The sequence below is a fragment of the Pseudomonas mendocina genome (assembly GCA_037482215.1).
In the GTDB taxonomy this organism is placed as follows: Bacteria; Pseudomonadota; Gammaproteobacteria; order Pseudomonadales; family Pseudomonadaceae; genus Aquipseudomonas; species Aquipseudomonas mendocina_E.
The window spans coordinates 2172687-2190826 of sequence record CP148074.1 but is presented as its reverse complement, the minus strand read 5'-3'; the positions used below and the strand labels follow the sequence as shown (position 1 = coordinate 2190826).

The window sequence follows — 18140 nt, the reverse complement described above, 5'->3', positions numbered from 1 at the left end:
TCAACCCCTCACCAGCTCCAATCGCCGACCACTCTGTGCCAGCGCGTAAAGCTGTTGCTGCAAGCTCTCCAGAGCTACGGCCAGCATGGCCTCGCGAGGGGTGCAGCCACGTCGCACTGCCTCCTGCTCTAACGCCTGTATTTCACCTGCACTGAGCTGCATCAGCGCTGCATCGCATACTTGGCTCGAGAACATGACGCTCCCCTCCTTTAGCTAGGGCCTTTCAGGCCGTCTTCAGTTCGTCAACACTCTCGCCCAGAGCCTGCTGCGCCAAACTGGCCAGCGCAGCACTGAGCTGATCGGGTGTTAGTTGTTCGCCGCGAAACAGCGCAGCCAGCACATGAGCGCGCTGCTGCAACAGAACTGCGGCAAATATCTGTGCCTGCTGGCCCCCTTGCTGAAGCCTGTGCCCTATGAACATGCAATCACGGGCATAGCCCGTCAGGTTCTCGGCATGACTTAGTTTGGCGGCCTCGATCAGTTCAGCCTGGTCTGCCTCGCAGACCCGCAGCTTGATCAGCTCGGTTAAGTGGGTGCCGGGCGCTTTACGCCGGCGATCTTCTCGGAGTTTCACCTTGGATATGCCTCGGGGTTGGGATGAAAAGTACAAATAGGTGTCAGGCGCGGCGTGGTAGCGTTGGAGTTCTCACACAACCAACGGACACGGAGGCCCGACATGGAACTGAAAGAGATGGCAGAAATGCTGCTGGCACTGCACCTGCGGCAACAGGCAATGCACGATGCGCTCACCATAATTTGCTCCGGACTTCACCAAGAGCAGTCAGAGCTAGCCACAGAGCTGATCCGGAAATTCCAAGCAATAGCAGCAGTACCACCGCCACACATAACACCCGCTCTGGCCGATATCGCCACGCGCTAAGCAGCCACTCTTTCAAGCGGAGAAGTGATTTTGATGGCTTCGGACAAATCACCAAGCCCGGAGTCTTTTCGGGCGACGTTCCGCCTGGTCCCGGAAAACCCTCGTCAGGACGAATGATCTCGCGCAGAGCAGCTACAAATGGCGGCACCTGTTCTGTCTGTTTGCTGATTTGTAACCCGTCGTCCTTGCTCAGCCGCCAAGCTGGCTGGTCAGCAGTAACCGCTGATCGGCCCCTGGCCACAAATTCATCCAGGCTGATCACTCGGTCGCTCTCAAGTGTCGCTTGTGCTTCGAGCCAAGCGGCCTTGTCCTCATGGCTCATCTCATCTGGCCACACAACAAATGGCGGCCGTTCGCCTCGCAGCACCGCCTCGGCTTCCAGCATTCGCTTGGCGTGGCCAGATGGATCGCTGCTGCGTCCTGCTGCCTCCAATGCAATTTCTTTTTCGCGGGGAGTCATTTGGATTCCTCCTAGGCTACTGATGCCTTGGCTAGTACCTGAGACGGAAATGGCCTTAGCTCATCGGCTGAAAATGTGCCGTCGTCATGCTGATTCACATGAATTTCGCGCTTCATGCGCAAGGCTTTGCTGATCGCACCCTGCGTGACTCCAAGCACTACAGCCGCGTTGATTTGGCCGCGCTCAGCAACAAACTCATTCAAAGGGGTACGTTTCATAGCCCTCTCCACTCTGTTAGTGGCAAAAGTATTACCCGCGGTCTTTATTAAATCAAGCCCTGCGGTATTAGACAGTTATTACCGGCGGGAATAGAGTCACAAGATGAATATGAACCCGAAAAAACGCCCACTGACCGACCTTGAGATTCGCGAATGCGCGGCGCTCAATGCCATCTATAAGTCGAAGAAGAAAAGTCTTGGAGTGACCCAGGAAAAAATCGCGATCGAGGGCTTAAAGGCAAAAACCCAGAGTGCGGCGAGCCACTACCTGACGGGCAAGAATGCTTTGAATGCTGAAGCAGCCTCAGTGTTTGCTCGCTATTTACAAGTCCCTGTTAGCGACTTCAGCCCTAGGTTGGCTGAAGAAATTGCTCGGATGGCTGATGCATCATCAACCGTCGAGCCAGGCCCACCAATTACCTCCCAATTTCGGGCAGTCAGGATCGTTGGCACTGCGCAAATGGGGCCAGAGGGGTACTGGTCAGGACTGGATGACTGCGAAGGAGTTGTGGACGTTCCGTCCAGCGATCCAGGCGCTTATGCACTTCGCCTAAGAGGCGACAGCATGGCCCCTGCTATCCGCTCAGGATGGATCGCAGTGATTGAGCCAAACCGCAGCGTTGTACCAGGTGAGTACGTCATGATTCGTCTTACTGATGGTGAAAACATGCTCAAGGAGCTGCTTTACGCAAACGACACCGAAATCAGCGTCATGTCGATCAATGATGCGTATGGTAGACGTACGATCCCAGCAGAGAAGTTAGAACACATTCACTACGTTGGGGCGATTGTGCCGCCGAGCAAAGCAAGAACATAGATCCATCAGATAATAATATTAGTCGTCATAGGGATATCACCATTGGTATCTACAATCAGAGTACAAGACGTCGTAATTGATATTAAAGACTGGCCTGAAGATGCGGAGTTCTCAGCTGCTTACCCTGAGGGCGCGCGCCCTAAAAGAACTGTTTTTTCACCTTTGGAGCCTGAGCAAGATTTTATTCAGCCCGATTGGCGACACATGTTTAAGCGCTCTGATAAAAAATACCCAGAACAATACTGGGCCGAAATAATAGCTTACCAAATTGCAGTATTACTTGAAGTTAACGCACCTCCTTGCTATGCAGCTATAGACTCTACAAAGAACCAAAGCGGCGCACTCAGCCCATGGTTTTATAGTGAAGGTAAAGAGTCATTTTTCTCTGCAGGTAATTTCTTATACAAGATAATTCCTGACTTTGACAGAGAAAAGGGCACACAGCACAACATAGTTGATGCCGATTCATTTAATAACCGCGTACTTGGGAGAAATCAAATATATGAATTCTGGAGCATGATGCTCTTCGACGCTCTCATAGGAAACACTGATCGCCACCAAGATAACTGGGGGCATATATTGAGAGCTGTTGAAGTTTCGAAAAGCGTCGCCAGGCGACGTGGAGAAAAATTTGATATCAAGTGGCGATTTGCCCCGTGGTTTGACAACGGAACCAGTCTAGCGCACGAGCTGCTCGCATCAAAATTCACAAAATGGGATCAGCCTGCACTAGACAGATACATCTACAGAGGTCGACACCACCTCCGGCACAATCGGAAGTCGTCCGACAGAATCGGGCATCTTAGTGGTTTTGACCTGCTTGAAAAGCTCCCTGAGGTCAAATCACTCCTGTTGAAGAAGCTTAAGAAATTTGACTTTTCTGCGCTTGAGGCGGCTCTCGATCAGATGGTTGCCATCCAGACGCTAGAAGGTGCTAATCTCACCCCAGAGCGTGCTGGTTTTATTCTTAAACTGACGAAAAGGCGCGCAGTGTTACTTATGGAAAAACTGGCATGAGCGTAATCGAACATATTTATGAGCCATCACGACTTTTGCTTGTTTGGCATCACTCTGATGAAACCAAACCTCGTCATCGGCGGGTGGTTGGTGAGCTAATTCGGAAAGGTGACGACGCCTTTTTTAGATACCTAAAAGGCACTGTCGACTTTGAGGCAGCCTTAAATGAAGGATTTCATGAGTTTCCTGCCTTCGAAGACGGCAAAGCAGAATCGCAGCCAAGGGCATTAGATGTTTTCTTGCGCCGAATACCGCCAAGAAAGCGAGAGGACTTCAACGAATATCTAGGGCAATACAATTTGCCAGAGAATTTCTCAGGCTCACCTTTCTCGCTATTGGGTTATACAGGGGCACGCCTCGCAAGCGATACATTCGAATTATGCCCGGACTTTACTGATGCCAAAGCACCCTTAGACTTCATTATCGAGTTGTCAGGTGCACATCACTACGTTAAACCACAGAACAATATTGCCGAAGGGGATGCGGTAGAATTCGTGCTGGATGAGAACAACGAGCATGATGAGAACGCAATCAAAGTTGAGCACAACAACGTGGTTATTGGTTATATCAATAAGGCAATGACTCCAGGATTCAAAAAACTTTTAAATGAAGGCACTGTGAAAGGCACCATCCTTAAAAAATACTTATTTAAGTCAAAGATCGGAATTATTCTTTTGGTTAAATATTTATAGCAGCCAGTACTGACGCCATATTAAATAGTCCCCAAAACAGATGCCAACCTGCAGGAGAGGAGCCTCCTTGCAGGTTTAGGCTCTAGCCCACCAAGCCGGCTATTGCGGGCTTTTTGAAATGGCTAGTGGTGCCCCTTCCGCTTGCATCCACACATCAAGCATTTACTGTAGCTGCCATATCTGCCTGTTAGGTGGCGCATTGTGCCTCCACAGCTATTGCAGCCACCAAGTGGCTCGCCATTGCTCCATCGAAACGCCAAGTAGGCACGCCACGCAGCCCATACCATCCCCGATAGGCACAGAAGAACTGAACCAATGAAACAGTACTTCATGACCGCACCGAGCGCCGCCTTAATCCCAGATGGGCTATGCCCCCAATAACCCGCCAAGCACATCCCAACTCCACCGAGTAGTACCAATAGTAATGGCTGGATATATAGTCGAAGGCTTCGCTCTATTGCTGAAATATGTATATACACTTGCATGCCTCTACAGGAATAAATGCGGGTGGTGTCTCAGCACCACCCGCAAGAATCAGAACAGATAAAGTTGTCCTGGATGTGACCGCCAATGCTGGCAAACGTCTTCCCACCTGCCAAAACGGAACCGGCGGTAACGACGAACCCACACGCTTTTCGAATAAGAACGAAACATGACACGTTCCTCACAAAAATGTGGAGGGGTTTTGGCTTGCCCTAATCCTGTGCGAGCACTACACTGCAGAAGTCTTCCCCAAGACATCTGAGTATGATCAGGGTGGTTCGGTAGACCCCTGTTCACCTCACCAAGGCTCAGAAGTGTTAGCCGCACTCCTGGGCTTTTTTATTGCCTCTCGATCTAGGCTTTAACCAAGAAGCACCAAGCTTCATGGCCATAGTCCCAAGCGTCGAGCATGCGATCGGAGTTTTTCACTCGGCGATAGCGGCAACATACCCAACGAAAGCCTTTAGGGGCCGGTTTTTTGGTCATAGCTCATTTTCACCTCCTTACGAGAGCATTTTTTCTTGCTTTCTGCGAGGAAATGGCTAACCTTTCCGCCGCAGCCACACTGCAAGGGTAAGCAGCTCTCATTGTGCCTACCTTCGTAAATTGAAGCGCCAACTTCAATTACACACACTTCAAGTCATTGCCAGAACAGATGCCGCTGTCCCGCAACTCTTCCATTCCTAACGAGGTTATCCAGCCGGAACGTTGCACTCTGCACACTAGTTCCACACATTTCTGCAAGCACAGCAGGCTTTCCAGCTGCCTCTCTACATGCCTGAATTGGCATCATAATCGCTGCTGTCAACGCTTTAGCCTGCCACTCGGAATCTTCATAAAATTTGTGTTTGCCGAGCTGCGCTCCACGACTGAGCGTTACGGCATGCTTCAGTACAATGTGGGCCATTTCGTGCACAACAGTACTGCGCCCAAAGACGTTATCTCTTTGGAGCATTTCGTAGATATCCTCACGAAACACTACCAACTCCATTTCTGGAATCGTGAAAGCCGCACATTCATCTAGGTCTACACTCTCCACAATTTTGTAGTTAAACCCAGCCTGAGGTAGCGTCTTTTCGAGGATACGTTTGCAGTCCAAATTGAATGGCTGTCCCTGCTGCAGAGGTAGCGCCCCTCTAATTCCGTCGGCTACCTCCTCAAGCGAAGCGTAGCTCTGTGCCTTAACTTTAAGGCCTGAAGGGCTCTTAGGCCCTACGCTAGTTAAGAGCGTTGTCAATGCTCATTCTCCTCTGCCTTTTCGTGCATTAATCCACTCTCTGATTTCATCAGAAGGAGCGGCTCCCTCCTGCAGCCTCCTGGCAAAAGCAGCCACCAACCCCCGCGCATCTGCATCCAGTTCCGCAGTGTTCACAATATCTTTCGACTGCTCTGCGGCTATCTGCAAATCCATCAACTGGTCTTCACTCACCATGGGCCTGAAAAAATCTATTGCGGACTCAACATGCTTATCAGAAAGCCGCTTTTCGCCATATTCGATACCGCTCAAGTGGGCGGAACTGATGCTCATCGCCTCAGCCATCGCCTTCAGTGAAAGGTCGAACTTCATTCGAAGCAGCCTTGAAGCCTCTCCAAACGGTGTAAGTCTCATGTGCAAACCCTCAGAAGTGCATTCACTAGCACCACAGCCTTACCAAAAAAGAAACAAAGTTCTCTTTTTAGAGAACATATTAGCCATTTACTGATTATCAGTCAAGTCGGCCCTAATACAGGCATCAGCATGACTCCTAATAAGCTCACATTTATCGACTTATCAGCTCGCCCTCAACATCGACGTAGCCCGAGCTGGCGTGATCAATCCCCAACTTACCCACCTAAGCTGGATGTCATTTCCACCTAACATACCGAACCGGGCCACAACAGCTAAGCAACCAGAGCCCGGCGGGATCGCTTTCTCATGCCAGGCCTCCCCATACCAAAACTTTACACACCTACTTCAGAGTGGCCACTTGCTCCTACATTGCCGGATACAAATACAGCAAAAGCAAGGAAGTCGCTCACCCAGAACACAGAGTGCCTCTATCGCACCAGCGACAAATCTCCTCTTATCAGCACCTACCACGATGCGTGAATCACTTGCTCAGCACGCCGCAAGCTCAGATTGCGCACCAGGTGAGCTTGATCCCCCTCCCCCCGCTGATTTCCTGCAGACTGGGATCGCCCGCTCGAAGAAATTGAGCATGCCAACAACGCCACGGTAGCGAGACGGCCAGACTGCAGCGTTTGTGCATGTTGGACACGCGTAATGGATTAGCCCCCTCAACCAGCATGCTCAGCTTCTAAGCAGCACATACGGGAGTTTAAATATTACCGCGAATAAATAATTAATACCGCAAGTCTTGACGATTAATATTACCGCAGATATTGTTACATCCATGCCGCCCTACAAATGGATGGTAGCCTTAACAAGCCGGACACACCGGCTAGCACGGGACAGGCGAAGCGATCCCCCAGCCCCTAGTCAAGGGATCGACTGGCTCCGTATGGAGATGTTCTTTGACATTTATCGAAGCTGCGCAAGAAGCCAGTAGCTGAGCGTGGCGAGTAACTAAAGCTCTCACTGAAGCGCCTGGGCGACCGGGCGCTTTGGGAAAGAACCTCACGAATACACCCAAAGCAGCGCGCCCCGTAAACGGGAAGCTGGCATAAGCCTACAGCTCGGTCTGTGGGCAGGTGCCGCCGGGCAGCAACCGGCACCTATTCGCATGGGTTCTACTGTCTGTGCGCAGGTCACGGCTCACACATACAGATAGTCGGGAGAAGAAAGGCCGAACGTGCGGCGACGCATCGACTATTAAGAACCCAGCCAAATAAGCATCCCTCCCTGCCCGCTTGGGCAACCATTCACCCCGGTTCGCCGGGGTTCTTTTTTCTTACTCAATAATCGCACCGGCAGACGCCAGCCCGGCTAATCGCCCCTGCTCTGGCGGCTGACCAGTGCGATTTGAGGTATCAATCATGAATCACGCAATCAGCAATGCTGGGGCGCTTGAGGCCGTGTATTACACCTCGATAGCGCGTGATGAAGATGCAAGCCGGTCTTTCGATCTTCGATCTGATCAGGCTCGCGATGAACTGGAATGGCGCGACATTGAGGACGCCATGTGCTGCGCTCCTGTAGCCCAGCGCAAAGAGTTCTGGACGCAACTCATGTCCCTGCTGGACGTAGAGCCGCGCTTTATGGCCAGGCAAAACGTGTCGCTAATCGCCGGGCCGCTTCAAGAGTCGGTTGCGCTGGCTATTGATCAAAAGGTTCGAAAGGAGTTCGGACAATGAAATCACACACTCACGAAATAGCAGGTAAAACCAAAGCAATCGCCATGGCACTGGCAAAGCGTCATGGCTACGGCGAGCCAACATTCATCATCTACAGCGGTGGACTGTGTGTCTTGCGGTTTGAGGCAAGGTCGTGAGTACCACTATTACCGTGCGAGCCTCGTCGTGGGGATCGCTGTTCGACTGCGCTTACCGCTGGGAAGGGGTTCACCTGTTGGGTATCAAATCACCTAGTAGCCCACGCGCCCTGCTAGGGACTGCTATTCACGCTGGCACCGCAGCATTCGATATCGCACGCGTAAACGGACAGGACGTGTCGGCAGACGATGCGGCCGAGGTTTTCGTCCAGACCCTGCGCCACCCCGAGTTCGATGTTGACTGGCGAGGTGCAGACCTCACACCACGCGATGCTGAAGCTACCGGCCTGGCCCTCCACATCCGGTACTGCAACGACATTAGCCCGCACTATGAGTTTGTCGCGGTAGAGATGGAAACCAAGCCGCTTGAGATCAACTGCGGCGACGGCCAGATCGTTCGGCTGACCGGCACGCTCGACCGTGCCCGCATTCGTCGACATGGTGAAGGCGTTGGTATTGCTGACGTGAAGACTGGTACCGCGGCGGTAACAGCCGAAGGCGTGGCCAAAACAAAAGGCCACAAGCCACAGATTGGCACCTACGAGCTGCTGTATGAGCACACCACCGGCCAGCGCTGCACAGCCCCGGCTGAGATCATTGGCCTCAAGACCAAAGGCAAAGCCGAAGCCGCTACCGGCGAAATCATCGGCGCACGTGAACTGATGGTCGGCAGTGAAAGCTTCCCCGGACTGATCCAGTTCGCCGCAGACATGTTCCGCAGCGGCCACTTCCCACCGAACCCGCAGAGCATGCTCTGTAGTGCACGGTACTGCCCACGCTGGGCGACTTGCCCTTATCACGATTGACCACCTCACTAGGAGACAGCCATGTCCCAAGCAACCCAGCTCGCAGACCTGCGCACTACCTCTAAGCAGGTGGCGAAAGATGCCGGTATCGGCAACGTTAAGAAGTTCTTCGAGAGTCAGAAAGCAACGCTGATGGCCGTGTTGCCGCAGCACGTTAATGCCGACCGCATGCTGAAAATCGCCCTCGGCGCCATGCGTACAACACCAAAACTAATGAATTGCACTGTTGAGTCACTGTTCGGCGCCATCGTTCAGTGTTCACAGCTTGGTCTGGAGCCAAACACTCCCCTTGGTCACGCCTACCTAATCCCGTTCGACAACAAACGAGCGGGTAAGACCGAAGTGCAAATTGTCTTCGGCTACAAAGGCCTGGTAGACCTTGCTCGACGTTCCGGGCAGATCGTCAGCATCTCGGCACATGAGGTGTGCCAGAAGGACCAATTCGAGTACGAGTACGGCCTAGATGAAAAGTTGATGCACCGACCGGCTCTCGGTGCACGCGGTGACGTGATTGCCTTCTATGCGGTGGCCAAATTGGTCGGCGGCGGCTACGCCTTCGAGGTCATGAGCCGCGCACAGATCGAGGAGATCCGCGACGCCAGCCAGAATTACAAATTCGCCCGCGACAAAGGCAGCACAGTCTGGGGCCAGCACTTCGTGGAAATGGGCCGCAAAACCGTTCTGCGGCGACTGTTCAAGTACCTGCCGGTTAGCATTGAGCTGGCCACTGCTGCCGCGTTAGACAGCAAAGTCGATCACGACACCCAGTCACTCGACGCCGTGCTGAGCGGCGAATACCAAGTAGTTGATGATGACGCGCCCACCGGCGCTGACGATGATCAGCCGTCCTTGTCGCATACCCCTGACGAACAAGTGGACCTGGTGAGTGGCGAAATAACGCGCACGTCCGAAACCACTCCGGCAGCCCAGCAACCGAAACAAGCTCAGCCGCAGGCAGGCGAATCCGAAGAACTGGACATGGGGTAACCGCTCATGGTCGCACGCACAGTTATCGAGCAATTTACCCGCCTAGACGAGTTCACCTCACTACTCGCAGCAGCCGAACTCAACGCCTCCAATAACTGGGAAATCAAATTCACCACCGATATCAGCGCGAACTACCAGCGCTGGCGTGGCGAGATGTACCTGAGTGATTCCCAGCTGGAAAACCTCGAACGCATCGCCAACCTGTGAGACCTACCCATGACAAAAGCAGCCGCAGCAGTACGCGCCGAACCTAAAACCGTCCAACAAGTCACCGAGCAGGTGGCCGAGTCCTTGACCGAATCGGTCGAACTAACTGACGAGCACCCCAAACTCTCCCCTGTTCAGTTGTCGAGCGAAACCCTGGGGCGCGACTTGCTGCAAGTGCTCCTTCAAGAGATCCGTGCGCTACCGGACGTCTGGCCGAAGTTGAACGAGAAGAAGCAGGCAGCCGTGATTGAACGCCTGACCTCCACCGTCACCCGCGCCACCACTCATGCTGTAAAACTGATCGCTGCCGGTGGCAACCCGACTATCAGCGGAATTCTTGAGTCAGTCGCCATCAAGGAAGGAATCAAGGCCACATTCAAGGTCAGCCAGTTTGACCCAATGCGCCATGAGCTGATCGACAGCCAAGGCAAGGTCTGCTTGCTGGTGGTGGCCAATGCAGCCGACCACCTCGGGGGCATGGAGGAAGTGAAACCCGATCCTGATCAAGGTGAATTGCTGGGCGAGCAGCAAACTGGCGACTTTGAAGATGACGTAGCCAACGCGGAAGCTGAAACCGGGCCAGGCAATCAAGACCCGCTCTACACGGAAGCCATACAGTTTGTGATACGTGAGCGCCGCCCGGCTATCAGCGTCCTTCAGCGCGAGCTGAAAGTCGGCTACAACCGCGCCGCGCGCATCATTGAAGCCATGGAAGCCGACCGTGTTGTTGGCCCTGCTGACGAGAACGGCACCCGCCGAGTACTGGTATCCGCACCACCAGAAAACGAGAGCGGTGGCCAAGCCAACCCGACCGGTACACCACCGGCAAAGTACGGCAGCTACAGCTACAGCGACGTAAAAGCACTGCTGGCTAAAGCATCCCCAGAGGTCACTTTTGACTATCTGCAAAGTCGCCTGGCCATCGACCAGGCAACAGCTCAAGGGCTGTTAATCCGCATGCTTGACGACGGCACCATTGTTCTTCAGAGCGAAGCCGCAGTGCCCACAAACAACACCTACCGGGTCGCCATTTCACTGGACGACTTGGAACTCAAAATGGACTGATTGCCATGCGTATCTCATCTATCACCATTTCCAACTTTCAGGGGCTGCGTCATGCGGCCCTTGTTGTTTCTGAGCCTGTGCTGCTTGTCTCCGGTAACAACGGAGCGGGTAAATCCTCGCTGATGGATGCCATCAGCATGGCTCTGACTGGCGAACCTCGCCGCGTATCAAAGAAAAAGGATCTGCCCCAGCTGATCACCGAAGGTCAAAAGAAAAGCGAATCCCACATCACTTGGATCGACCCAAACGGTGATGAACAGGCATCCTGGGCCATGCTGCCCAAGGGCAACACCGCGCCTTTGATCGACACCCCATACCTGCCATTTGTGCTCGATGCGTCCAAGTTTGCCGCCTTGGATGGCAAAGATCGCCGCAAATTGCTGTTTGATCTGACCGGCTCCAGCGCTAGCCCAAACGAAGCGGCCAAGCGCTTGCTCGCACGCGGCGCAGACGCCACTTTGGTCGAGAAAATCAAACCCATGTTACGCGCAGGCTTCCCCGCTGCTGCCGAGCAAGCCAAGGAATATGCCGCCGAGGCGCGTGGTGCCTGGAAAGCAATTACTGGTGAGGCCTACGGCAGCGAGAAAGCCGAAGACTGGGAGCCGGAAGCAATCCAGATCAGCGGTATAGACCAGGCACAAGTTGATCAGGCGTTTGAGCAATTAAATGTCATCAACCAAGACATGGCCGAGGCCCAACAGACCCTCGGCGGTCATCTGGCCAACGCAGCCTCAGCAGTCCAACGCCAACAACGTATCGACCAACTGCGCACCCTGGTCGACCAAATGCCACGCCGTAAAATCAAGCTGGCCGAAGACGAGAAGCATCGAAACGAGTGGGATGCCAAGTTGGCTGGAGCTCGGCGTGCTGCCGAAACGAGCCCTCTGCTTACTCCGTTGGAATGCCCACACTGCAAAGGTTCGCTGGAGCTGCATCGAGCAGCAACTGACGAGCACTTCAGCCTCCGTGCCTACGTTGAATCAGAGAAAGTCGCTGATCCGGAAGCGGCCAAGCGGGTGGCCGAATACAACGGCTATCTGGAAAGCGCTCTGCGTGCAGTGCAGAACAGCAGGCGTGACCTAGACGAGTGCACCAGTGCCGCAGATCAACTTGCCGTCTTGGAGCAAGAATCTGCCACAGCGCCAACTGCTGAGGCTATCGCCAACGCCGAACAGATGATCAACGAGCTGCGCCAGGAACGCGACAAGCTGAGCGCCAAGCACCAAGCTTTGCAGGACGCCATGGCCCTTAACATCGGGCGTGAAACGATGATCGCAAAAGCAACATCGCATCACGAACAGGTCAAAGCCTGGGTGAAAATCGCTGAGGGTCTCGCTCCTGATGGCATCCCCGGTGACATCTTGAAATCAGCTTTGGAACCAGTAAATACCATGCTCAGCACCATATCCGACATGGCGAAATGGGCTCAGGTGCATATCCGCGACGATATCGAAATCACCTACGGAGGCCGCCTATATGGCCTGCTCAGTGAGTCCGAAAAATGGCGCTGTGACGCACTGCTGGCCGTAACCATCGCCCGCCAGTCTGGCCTGGGCATCGTGACCTTGGATCGTTTCGACGTACTTCAGCCGTCAGCACGTCCGCAGATTCTTACTCTGCTGCGCAACCTGACCCAAGCCGGAGAAATGGATACCGCCATCCTGACCGGGACCATGAAAGAAGCCCTACCCAAAGTCCCAAGCGGCATCCAGCAGGTCTGGATCGAAGGCGGCCAGATCGCAGCACCAATTAGTGCAGCCGCGTGAAATAGCATTGAAGCAACTCATCGCACGGATGGCATCCCGCCAACCGGAAAGGAGCAAGACATGAGCCCTACCGACAATCTCAACATCTTCGACACTGAAACCACCGGTTTTCCACTCTGGAAAGAACCGAGCGAAGACCCACGTCAGCCCCACCTAGTGGATATTGCCGCCCTGCTCTACAGCCCATCCGGCGAGCTGATCGACAGTTTCGAGACCATCATCCGGCCCGACGGCTGGGTGATCCCCGACGAGGTAGCCGCCATCCACGGCATCACCACAGAAATAGCAATGGATTTGGGTATTCCCGAAGCTGATGCAGTGGAGGGTTTCCTGGCCATCCACGAACGTGCAGGTCTACGCGTCGCCCATAACTGTAGCTTCGATGACCGCATTCTACGTATTGCACTTATGCGGTACCGTGGCGAAGAGGCCGCCAACGCTTTCCGGACAGGCCCCAGCTACTGCACCGCCATTAACGCAAAACCGATCTGCCAGTTACCACCAACCGAGGCCATGCTGCGCTCGCGCTTTCGCAATCAGTTCAAGACTCCAACCCTGGCAGAGGCCCACCAGCACCTGCTAGGTGAGGAGCTGGTCGGTGCCCACCGTGCCCGTACCGATACCGAAGGATGTGCACGCGTCTATTTCGCTCTTCAGCACCGCCTCGCCGCTGCCTAGCGCCACACCAAACCAATCCCTCAGACCTCAGCACTAGCTGCAGTTTGCTGGCGCATGAGCTGGAGAAAGACGTGAACTCCTCTCATCAGATATTGATAGGCGACTGCTTAGAGCTGCTTCGGGACATGCCCGACAAGTCTGTCCAGTGCTGTGTCACAAGCCCACCGTATTACGGGCTTCGGGACTATGGTGTAGATGGTCAGATAGGTCTTGAGCAGACACCGGCAGAATTCATTGCACGCCTGGTCGAAGTTTTCATTGAAGTGCGCCGGGTGCTTCGTGACGACGGTACTGCATGGGTGAATATGGGCGACAGCTATGCGGCGAAATCAACAGGAAACCTTACCTTCCGGCGAGACCGTGCAGCTTTATCGCCTGACAGGAAGCCAGTTCCCAACGGCATTAAGGTGAAAGACCTAATGGGTATGCCGTGGCGCTTAGCATTGGCCCTCCAGGACTCAGGCTGGTACCTGCGCCAGGACATTATCTGGAACAAGCAGAACCCCATGCCCGAGAGCGTGCGCGATCGCTGCACCAAGTCTCATGAGTACATTTTCCTGCTCAGCAAGAAGCGCAACTACTACTTTGACCAGCAGGCAATCCTTGAACCATGCTCGCCAAATACACACGCCCGGCTTGCGCAAGATGTTGCCGCCCAAGTCGGTAGCCAGCGAGCTAACGGTGGCGCGAAGACAAACGGCAACATGAAGGCAGTAGCCAGAAAATCCAATGGCGTTGGCTGGGGGCACGGTACCGACAAGGAAGAACGTAACCGAGGCCGGGTAAAGGACAACGAGTCGATGGACTCGGCATTGGCAATCATGCCGCAGGAACGCAATAAACGCAGCGTCTGGACTGTGCCAACCCACAGTTTTAAGGGTGCACACTTCGCAACATTTCCGCCCGACTTGATTCGCCCCTGCATTCTTGCTGGTTGCCCGCGTGGTGGCCTGGTGCTTGATCCGTTTGGAGGTGCTGGCACAACCGCTTTGGTTGCAATGCAGGAAGGAAGGCGTTCAGTTCTATGCGAGCTCAACCCAGATTACGCTGGAATGGCAAAGGCTAGGCTGCGCCAGGCTTGGCAGGACGGAGCAGCTCAGATGGATGTCTTCCTCGATATCGCCTAAAGCTACCAAACCAGCCTTCCCAGCCCGACACAACCTGCAAGCAACCAAGAATCACGAAACCTTACAGGTTCTGCCCTATGTTTCACCTTGTACCCAAAGGGCATTTCTTACCGATACGTAATGATCGAACAGAGTAGATATTTTTGAGGCTGCCAGATCGGCGCTATCAATCAATAAATTATCCATACGACCTACTAATCCACTGCCATCAAGCATCGATTTTTTATTCGCAAACTCATGGTGAATCAGCACTATGGCACTCCAAAGCTCTTGAGCATGGTCTTTGAGAAACGGATCATTTTCCTCTGGCATTCTGAAATAATCCCAGTCAACTAGCGCGTACTTCCGGCGTTTAAAAATAGCAACAGCTACACCTACCTTCCTTACGATCACTATTGCTACCACCTCATTTTGGTTTATCCCGGCGACAACCATGAAGCAGGTGATTTTCCTTTTCAACCTGTTTTTTACAGTTATATCAAATACTTAATTCAACGAATTGTTGAATTTTCACTAATGGCGTGCCACTTGTGAGGGATCACCGTGCCTGCTTACTACAACGAAATTGCACCCTACGCCGCCCAGTGGCTTCAAAATCTTATCGCTGCCGGACACATCGCTCCTGGTGATGTGGATCAGCGCTCAATAGAGGATGTGAAACCTGATGACCTACGCCCTTACACCCAATGCCACTTCTTTGCAGGAGTCGGCGTCTGGAGTCTCGCTCTACGTCGAGCAGGATGGCCAGATGACCTTTCTGTTTGGACCGGAAGTTGCCCGTGCCAGCCTTTCAGCTCGTCAGGCAAAGGAGCTGGGTTTGCTGACGAGCGGCACCTATGGCCGCACTTCTTTCATCTCATCAGCGAGTGCCGACCTCCAGTCGTTTTTGGTGAACAGGTTGCGAGCAAAAACGCTAACCATTGGATCGACCTTGTATCGGCTGACTTGGAAGGATTGGGCTTTGCCTTCGGGGCGATTGCTTTCCCGTCTGCGGGCGTCGGTGCCCCGCACATCCGAGACCGAGCGTACTGGGTGGGTCACGCCCATGGCGAGGGACTGGAAGGACACACCGGGAATGACGGCAAAAAGAGACGGCGAGGCGCGGATAGATCAGCTTCCGAGACAGGCATATCTAGCCGGATGGCCTACGACACAGGCGAGCGACAGCTCCGGTGGAGGACAAGCGAAAAGAGCAATGGGACCAACCCGCCACGGGGCGAATCTAAACGACTTCGTGATGCTGTCAGGCTGGCCGACTTGCACGGCAACAGACGCAATCAAGCAGGGCAATGTTCAGCCGCGACCCGGAATGATGGGGTTATCAGAAACGGTTTCGCTGCTTCGCGGAAACCCACAGCCAGCCCGACTAACGGCTTCTGGTCAAATGCTGATTGGCTCCTCTGCCGGGATGGAAAGTGGCGGCCAGTTGAACCCGGCACATTCCCGCTGGCTCATGGGACTCCCGCCCGAGTGGGACGATTGCGCGCCTACGGAAACGCTGTCAACGCGCATCAAGCGCAAATCTTTATCGAAACCTACTTAGAGGCAGTGGGCACCTAACAGCGCACTCGGCGAGGATCGCTCATGCCTATTGTTTATGCATCGATATGCAGCGGCCTTGAAGTCGCAAGCGCACGCTGTGTTGGCGAGCTGAGTGGTTCGCATAGAAACGAATCCCAAGGGGAAGTGTTTCACGCAGAACGGGCAGAGGTTTTACTTGAACTTTATCAAGGCAGCTCCCAGCAGCAACCAGCCAAATGCGAAGCAGGCTAATGCCAGTTGGCCTATTAGCAAGCGCCTCAGCGGAGATGGGAAATCTCGAATTTCAACTGGGCTTAGTTTGCCCGCCCGGATACCAGGCCCAGGGCATACGAGTAAACCGCTAATCATTGTCAGGAGTACTATTCGCCCCCCGACCCCCTGCTTACGTAAGCCAGCAGACCATGTAGAAACGTAAGAACTACCCTTCAGGCGCTCCAGAACGGCCTCAAGGTGATATCGGATGAGGTATAGGTCGATACTTAAGACTATGAGGGCCAGTAATATAGGCCCCACCATAAAGAGCAAGGCAACCAACGGTGGCCATTCATCAATACTGGTCACGGCGATGTTACCTCATAGACTTTCTCGCCGGTAAACTCACCTACCCCTGTTCCTGCGCTCGTTCCAACCCACGTCCCTGATCCCACAACAACGGCAACACAGGCTACCCCCCCAAGTCCAGTAGATAGTCCAAGGGCCAAACATAAAGGGCCACTAGCAGCGATCCCTAGTTTCCCGCCTAGGTAACCTCCTGCTACGCTTCCAACAAACTTTCCCCCTTCAGTGAGTTTAATTTTCTCACAGGCCTTGCTGCTAGGATCAGCGCTACAGACATCCTGTATTGCCAGCCCTGAGGAAATACCTCCGATACCAATAGCTATGTAACCACCAGCCGACATGTACTTGGCGGCACGACCTATGCTGTCTACATGGGTGGCATATCCTGGTATTTGGCCCGGAGCACCAGCTTTATCCCAGTGGTAGACCAAGCTTTGGCTTGAAATACCTAGAGTCGACTTGAGTTTAGGGTGATCTCCCAAGGTGGTTTTAGCCCGTACACGCGCTGAATTCAGCAGATGTGCATCCAATTGAGTGAGCAGTCGCCTACGCTCTTCGAAAAACTCAGGAGCCTTGAGATGACCATATAAACGGTAGTTATCCTGATGCAGGGTTTCAATTGCTTGCAGGGTTCCGCGCAAGTTGTCTAGGTGTGCCCCAAGCGTTGCAGTACTTACCCCTCCCCAAGTCGAAACTTGGCCAGTAAAACTGGCAATTTCAGCCCGGTGGCGGACCATGAAATTTGCTTCATCGGGAGTCAGCGTGGAAAGGGCCACTTTGACCTTCTGAGCAGCCTGCATCAGCTGGGCTTCTTGATATGTGCAGGAGGTATTATTTGGATCACTCAGCACAATCATACTGCCAGCTTTAATCGTTCCCTCTAAGCCAGGGTTTAGTGCACTGAACTTCACCATTGCTGCTGGTGGAATTGCATCGAACAAATTTCGGTGCAGTTCAGCTGGGGTCATACTACGCGGAACAATATAGAACCCCGGCTCCACCATGCTTACCGGTGCACTATCTTCTCGCACTGTAATAGATGCCTGGGATGACTTACTTGCTGGCTGTGGCGAGCCAGGATTTGCAGGTCTGGTTGGGAGAGGCACCGGCACACGCTCGCCCCGTGAGTCTGTTGAGTATTTTATTTCAGTCACTTGCTCATTCCTTGCTGGAGGCTGCGAGCACTCTGCCTTAAGCCTCCCATCCATATGAACTGGCCGCCACTTATTAAGCGCGCCGTCTAGGCAAGATAGTTTACACATCTACCGAGCCGTGCATGATTAACTGCGTACCAACAATATTTCTTCCGCCATAGGTCATGTGCGGAGGAGCACACGACAACAACTCCGCCCGTCATGGTCGGATCACCGTCCCTGATTATGAAACTCTACCAATCTCTTGTCAGG

Annotated in this window: 21 protein-coding genes; 13 read left to right on the top strand and 8 right to left on the bottom strand. The window is 53.6% G+C overall.

Annotated features, from left to right (window positions below):
• The 4 genes from WG219_09940 to WG219_09925 form a co-directional block, all read right to left on the bottom strand.
• A complete protein-coding gene (locus tag WG219_09940) occupies window positions 1-195 on the bottom strand; it encodes a hypothetical protein (protein ID WXL27741.1) in 195 nt (64 codons plus the stop codon).
• Window positions 196-223: 28 nt separating this feature from the next.
• Window positions 224-574: a hypothetical protein gene (locus WG219_09935; GenBank protein ID WXL27740.1), complete on the bottom strand. Its 351-nt coding sequence runs from the start codon at window positions 572-574 to the stop codon at window positions 224-226.
• A 172-nt stretch (window positions 575-746) separates the two neighbouring features.
• Window positions 747-1340, bottom strand: a complete 594-nt coding sequence (locus tag WG219_09930; protein ID WXL27739.1) for a hypothetical protein — start codon at window positions 1338-1340, stop codon at window positions 747-749.
• Window positions 1341-1351: 11 nt separating this feature from the next.
• Window positions 1352-1558, bottom strand: coding sequence for a Cro/CI family transcriptional regulator (locus tag WG219_09925; protein WXL27738.1), 207 nt, complete (start codon window positions 1556-1558; stop codon window positions 1352-1354).
• Between the two features lie 103 nt (window positions 1559-1661).
• On the opposite strand from WG219_09925, the gene WG219_09920 reads away from it, so the two are divergent.
• From WG219_09920 to WG219_09910, 3 genes are read left to right on the top strand one after another with little or no spacing between them, the layout of a single operon-like run.
• Window positions 1662-2375, top strand: a complete 714-nt coding sequence (locus WG219_09920; protein WXL27737.1) for a S24 family peptidase — start codon at window positions 1662-1664, stop codon at window positions 2373-2375.
• Between the two features lie 42 nt (window positions 2376-2417).
• Complete coding sequence (locus tag WG219_09915) at window positions 2418-3392, top strand: hypothetical protein (GenBank protein ID WXL27736.1); 975 nt, start codon at window positions 2418-2420, stop codon at window positions 3390-3392.
• Window positions 3389-4084, top strand: coding sequence for an HIRAN domain-containing protein (locus WG219_09910; protein ID WXL27735.1), 696 nt, complete (start codon window positions 3389-3391; stop codon window positions 4082-4084). Before WG219_09915 ends, WG219_09910 begins: the two co-directional genes overlap by 4 nt.
• Before the next feature lie 1123 nt (window positions 4085-5207).
• Here the strand turns inward: WG219_09910 and WG219_09905 are convergent.
• A complete protein-coding gene (locus tag WG219_09905) occupies window positions 5208-5804 on the bottom strand; it encodes an ImmA/IrrE family metallo-endopeptidase (protein ID WXL27734.1) in 597 nt (198 codons plus the stop codon).
• Between the two features lie 3 nt (window positions 5805-5807).
• The gene (locus tag WG219_09900) at window positions 5808-6134 is read right to left on the bottom strand and encodes a hypothetical protein (GenBank protein WXL27733.1); all 327 of its coding nucleotides are present in this window, start codon (window positions 6132-6134) and stop codon (window positions 5808-5810) included.
• Window positions 6135-7543: 1409 nt separating this feature from the next.
• Between WG219_09900 and WG219_09895 the strand changes: the two genes are divergently transcribed.
• From WG219_09895 to WG219_09855, 9 genes are all read left to right on the top strand, one after another.
• The gene (locus WG219_09895; protein ID WXL27732.1) at window positions 7544-7861 is read left to right on the top strand and encodes a hypothetical protein; all 318 of its coding nucleotides are present in this window, start codon (window positions 7544-7546) and stop codon (window positions 7859-7861) included.
• Window positions 7858-7998: a hypothetical protein gene (locus WG219_09890; protein ID WXL27731.1), complete on the top strand. Its 141-nt coding sequence runs from the start codon at window positions 7858-7860 to the stop codon at window positions 7996-7998. Before WG219_09895 ends, WG219_09890 begins: the two co-directional genes overlap by 4 nt.
• Window positions 7995-8804 carry a PD-(D/E)XK nuclease family protein gene (locus tag WG219_09885; protein WXL27730.1) on the top strand — a complete coding sequence of 270 codons (810 nt, stop codon included), beginning with the start codon at window positions 7995-7997 and terminating at the stop codon, window positions 8802-8804. The genes WG219_09890 and WG219_09885 overlap by 4 nt, the downstream gene beginning before the upstream one ends.
• 21 nt (window positions 8805-8825) lie before the next feature.
• Complete coding sequence (gene recT, locus WG219_09880; GenBank protein ID WXL27729.1) at window positions 8826-9791, top strand: recombination protein RecT; 966 nt, start codon at window positions 8826-8828, stop codon at window positions 9789-9791.
• 6 nt (window positions 9792-9797) lie between these two features.
• Entirely contained in the window at window positions 9798-9998 is a 201-nt protein-coding gene (locus WG219_09875) for a hypothetical protein (protein ID WXL27728.1), read from the top strand.
• A gap of 9 nt (window positions 9999-10007) precedes the next feature.
• Window positions 10008-11063 carry a DNA translocase FtsK gene (locus WG219_09870; GenBank protein ID WXL27727.1) on the top strand — a complete coding sequence of 352 codons (1056 nt, stop codon included), beginning with the start codon at window positions 10008-10010 and terminating at the stop codon, window positions 11061-11063.
• Window positions 11064-11068: 5 nt separating this feature from the next.
• Complete coding sequence (locus WG219_09865; GenBank protein WXL27726.1) at window positions 11069-12829, top strand: AAA family ATPase; 1761 nt, start codon at window positions 11069-11071, stop codon at window positions 12827-12829.
• Window positions 12830-12889: 60 nt separating this feature from the next.
• Window positions 12890-13507 carry a 3'-5' exonuclease gene (locus tag WG219_09860; GenBank protein WXL27725.1) on the top strand — a complete coding sequence of 206 codons (618 nt, stop codon included), beginning with the start codon at window positions 12890-12892 and terminating at the stop codon, window positions 13505-13507.
• Between the two features lie 71 nt (window positions 13508-13578).
• Entirely contained in the window at window positions 13579-14634 is a 1056-nt protein-coding gene (locus WG219_09855) for a site-specific DNA-methyltransferase (GenBank protein WXL27984.1), read from the top strand.
• Between the two features lie 75 nt (window positions 14635-14709).
• Here the strand turns inward: WG219_09855 and WG219_09850 are convergent, their stop codons facing one another.
• Window positions 14710-15069 carry a hypothetical protein gene (locus tag WG219_09850; GenBank protein WXL27724.1) on the bottom strand — a complete coding sequence of 120 codons (360 nt, stop codon included), beginning with the start codon at window positions 15067-15069 and terminating at the stop codon, window positions 14710-14712.
• Window positions 15070-15177: 108 nt separating this feature from the next.
• Between WG219_09850 and WG219_09845 the strand changes: the two genes are divergently transcribed.
• The gene (locus tag WG219_09845; protein WXL27723.1) at window positions 15178-16194 is read left to right on the top strand and encodes a DNA cytosine methyltransferase; all 1017 of its coding nucleotides are present in this window, start codon (window positions 15178-15180) and stop codon (window positions 16192-16194) included.
• 539 nt (window positions 16195-16733) lie between these two features.
• On the opposite strand, the gene WG219_09840 is transcribed toward WG219_09845, so the two are convergent.
• Entirely contained in the window at window positions 16734-17702 is a 969-nt protein-coding gene (locus tag WG219_09840) for a hypothetical protein (protein WXL27722.1), read from the bottom strand.
• Between the last annotated feature and the right edge of the window lie 438 nt (window positions 17703-18140).

Bases quoted from the DNA above. Each gene is read 5' to 3' on its own strand.
- WG219_09940 (WXL27741.1), bottom strand. From the start codon at position 195: ATGTTCTCGAGCCAAGTATGCGATGCAGCGCTGATGCAGCTCAGTGCA.
- WG219_09930 (WXL27739.1), bottom strand. From the start codon at position 1,340: ATGACTCCCCGCGAAAAAGAAATTGCATTGGAGGCAGCAGGACGCAGC.
- WG219_09925 (WXL27738.1), bottom strand. From the start codon at position 1,558: ATGAAACGTACCCCTTTGAATGAGTTTGTTGCTGAGCGCGGCCAAATC.
- WG219_09920 (WXL27737.1), top strand. From the start codon at position 1,662: ATGAATATGAACCCGAAAAAACGCCCACTGACCGACCTTGAGATTCGC.
- WG219_09910 (WXL27735.1), top strand. From the start codon at position 3,389: ATGAGCGTAATCGAACATATTTATGAGCCATCACGACTTTTGCTTGTT.
- WG219_09900 (WXL27733.1), bottom strand. From the start codon at position 6,134: ATGAAGTTCGACCTTTCACTGAAGGCGATGGCTGAGGCGATGAGCATC.
- WG219_09895 (WXL27732.1), top strand. From the start codon at position 7,544: ATGAATCACGCAATCAGCAATGCTGGGGCGCTTGAGGCCGTGTATTAC.
- WG219_09890 (WXL27731.1), top strand. From the start codon at position 7,858: ATGAAATCACACACTCACGAAATAGCAGGTAAAACCAAAGCAATCGCC.
- recT (WXL27729.1), top strand. From the start codon at position 8,826: ATGTCCCAAGCAACCCAGCTCGCAGACCTGCGCACTACCTCTAAGCAG.
- WG219_09875 (WXL27728.1), top strand. From the start codon at position 9,798: ATGGTCGCACGCACAGTTATCGAGCAATTTACCCGCCTAGACGAGTTC.
- WG219_09870 (WXL27727.1), top strand. From the start codon at position 10,008: ATGACAAAAGCAGCCGCAGCAGTACGCGCCGAACCTAAAACCGTCCAA.
- WG219_09865 (WXL27726.1), top strand. From the start codon at position 11,069: ATGCGTATCTCATCTATCACCATTTCCAACTTTCAGGGGCTGCGTCAT.
- WG219_09860 (WXL27725.1), top strand. From the start codon at position 12,890: ATGAGCCCTACCGACAATCTCAACATCTTCGACACTGAAACCACCGGT.
- WG219_09850 (WXL27724.1), bottom strand. From the start codon at position 15,069: ATGGTTGTCGCCGGGATAAACCAAAATGAGGTGGTAGCAATAGTGATC.
- WG219_09840 (WXL27722.1), bottom strand. From the start codon at position 17,702: ATGACCCCAGCTGAACTGCACCGAAATTTGTTCGATGCAATTCCACCA.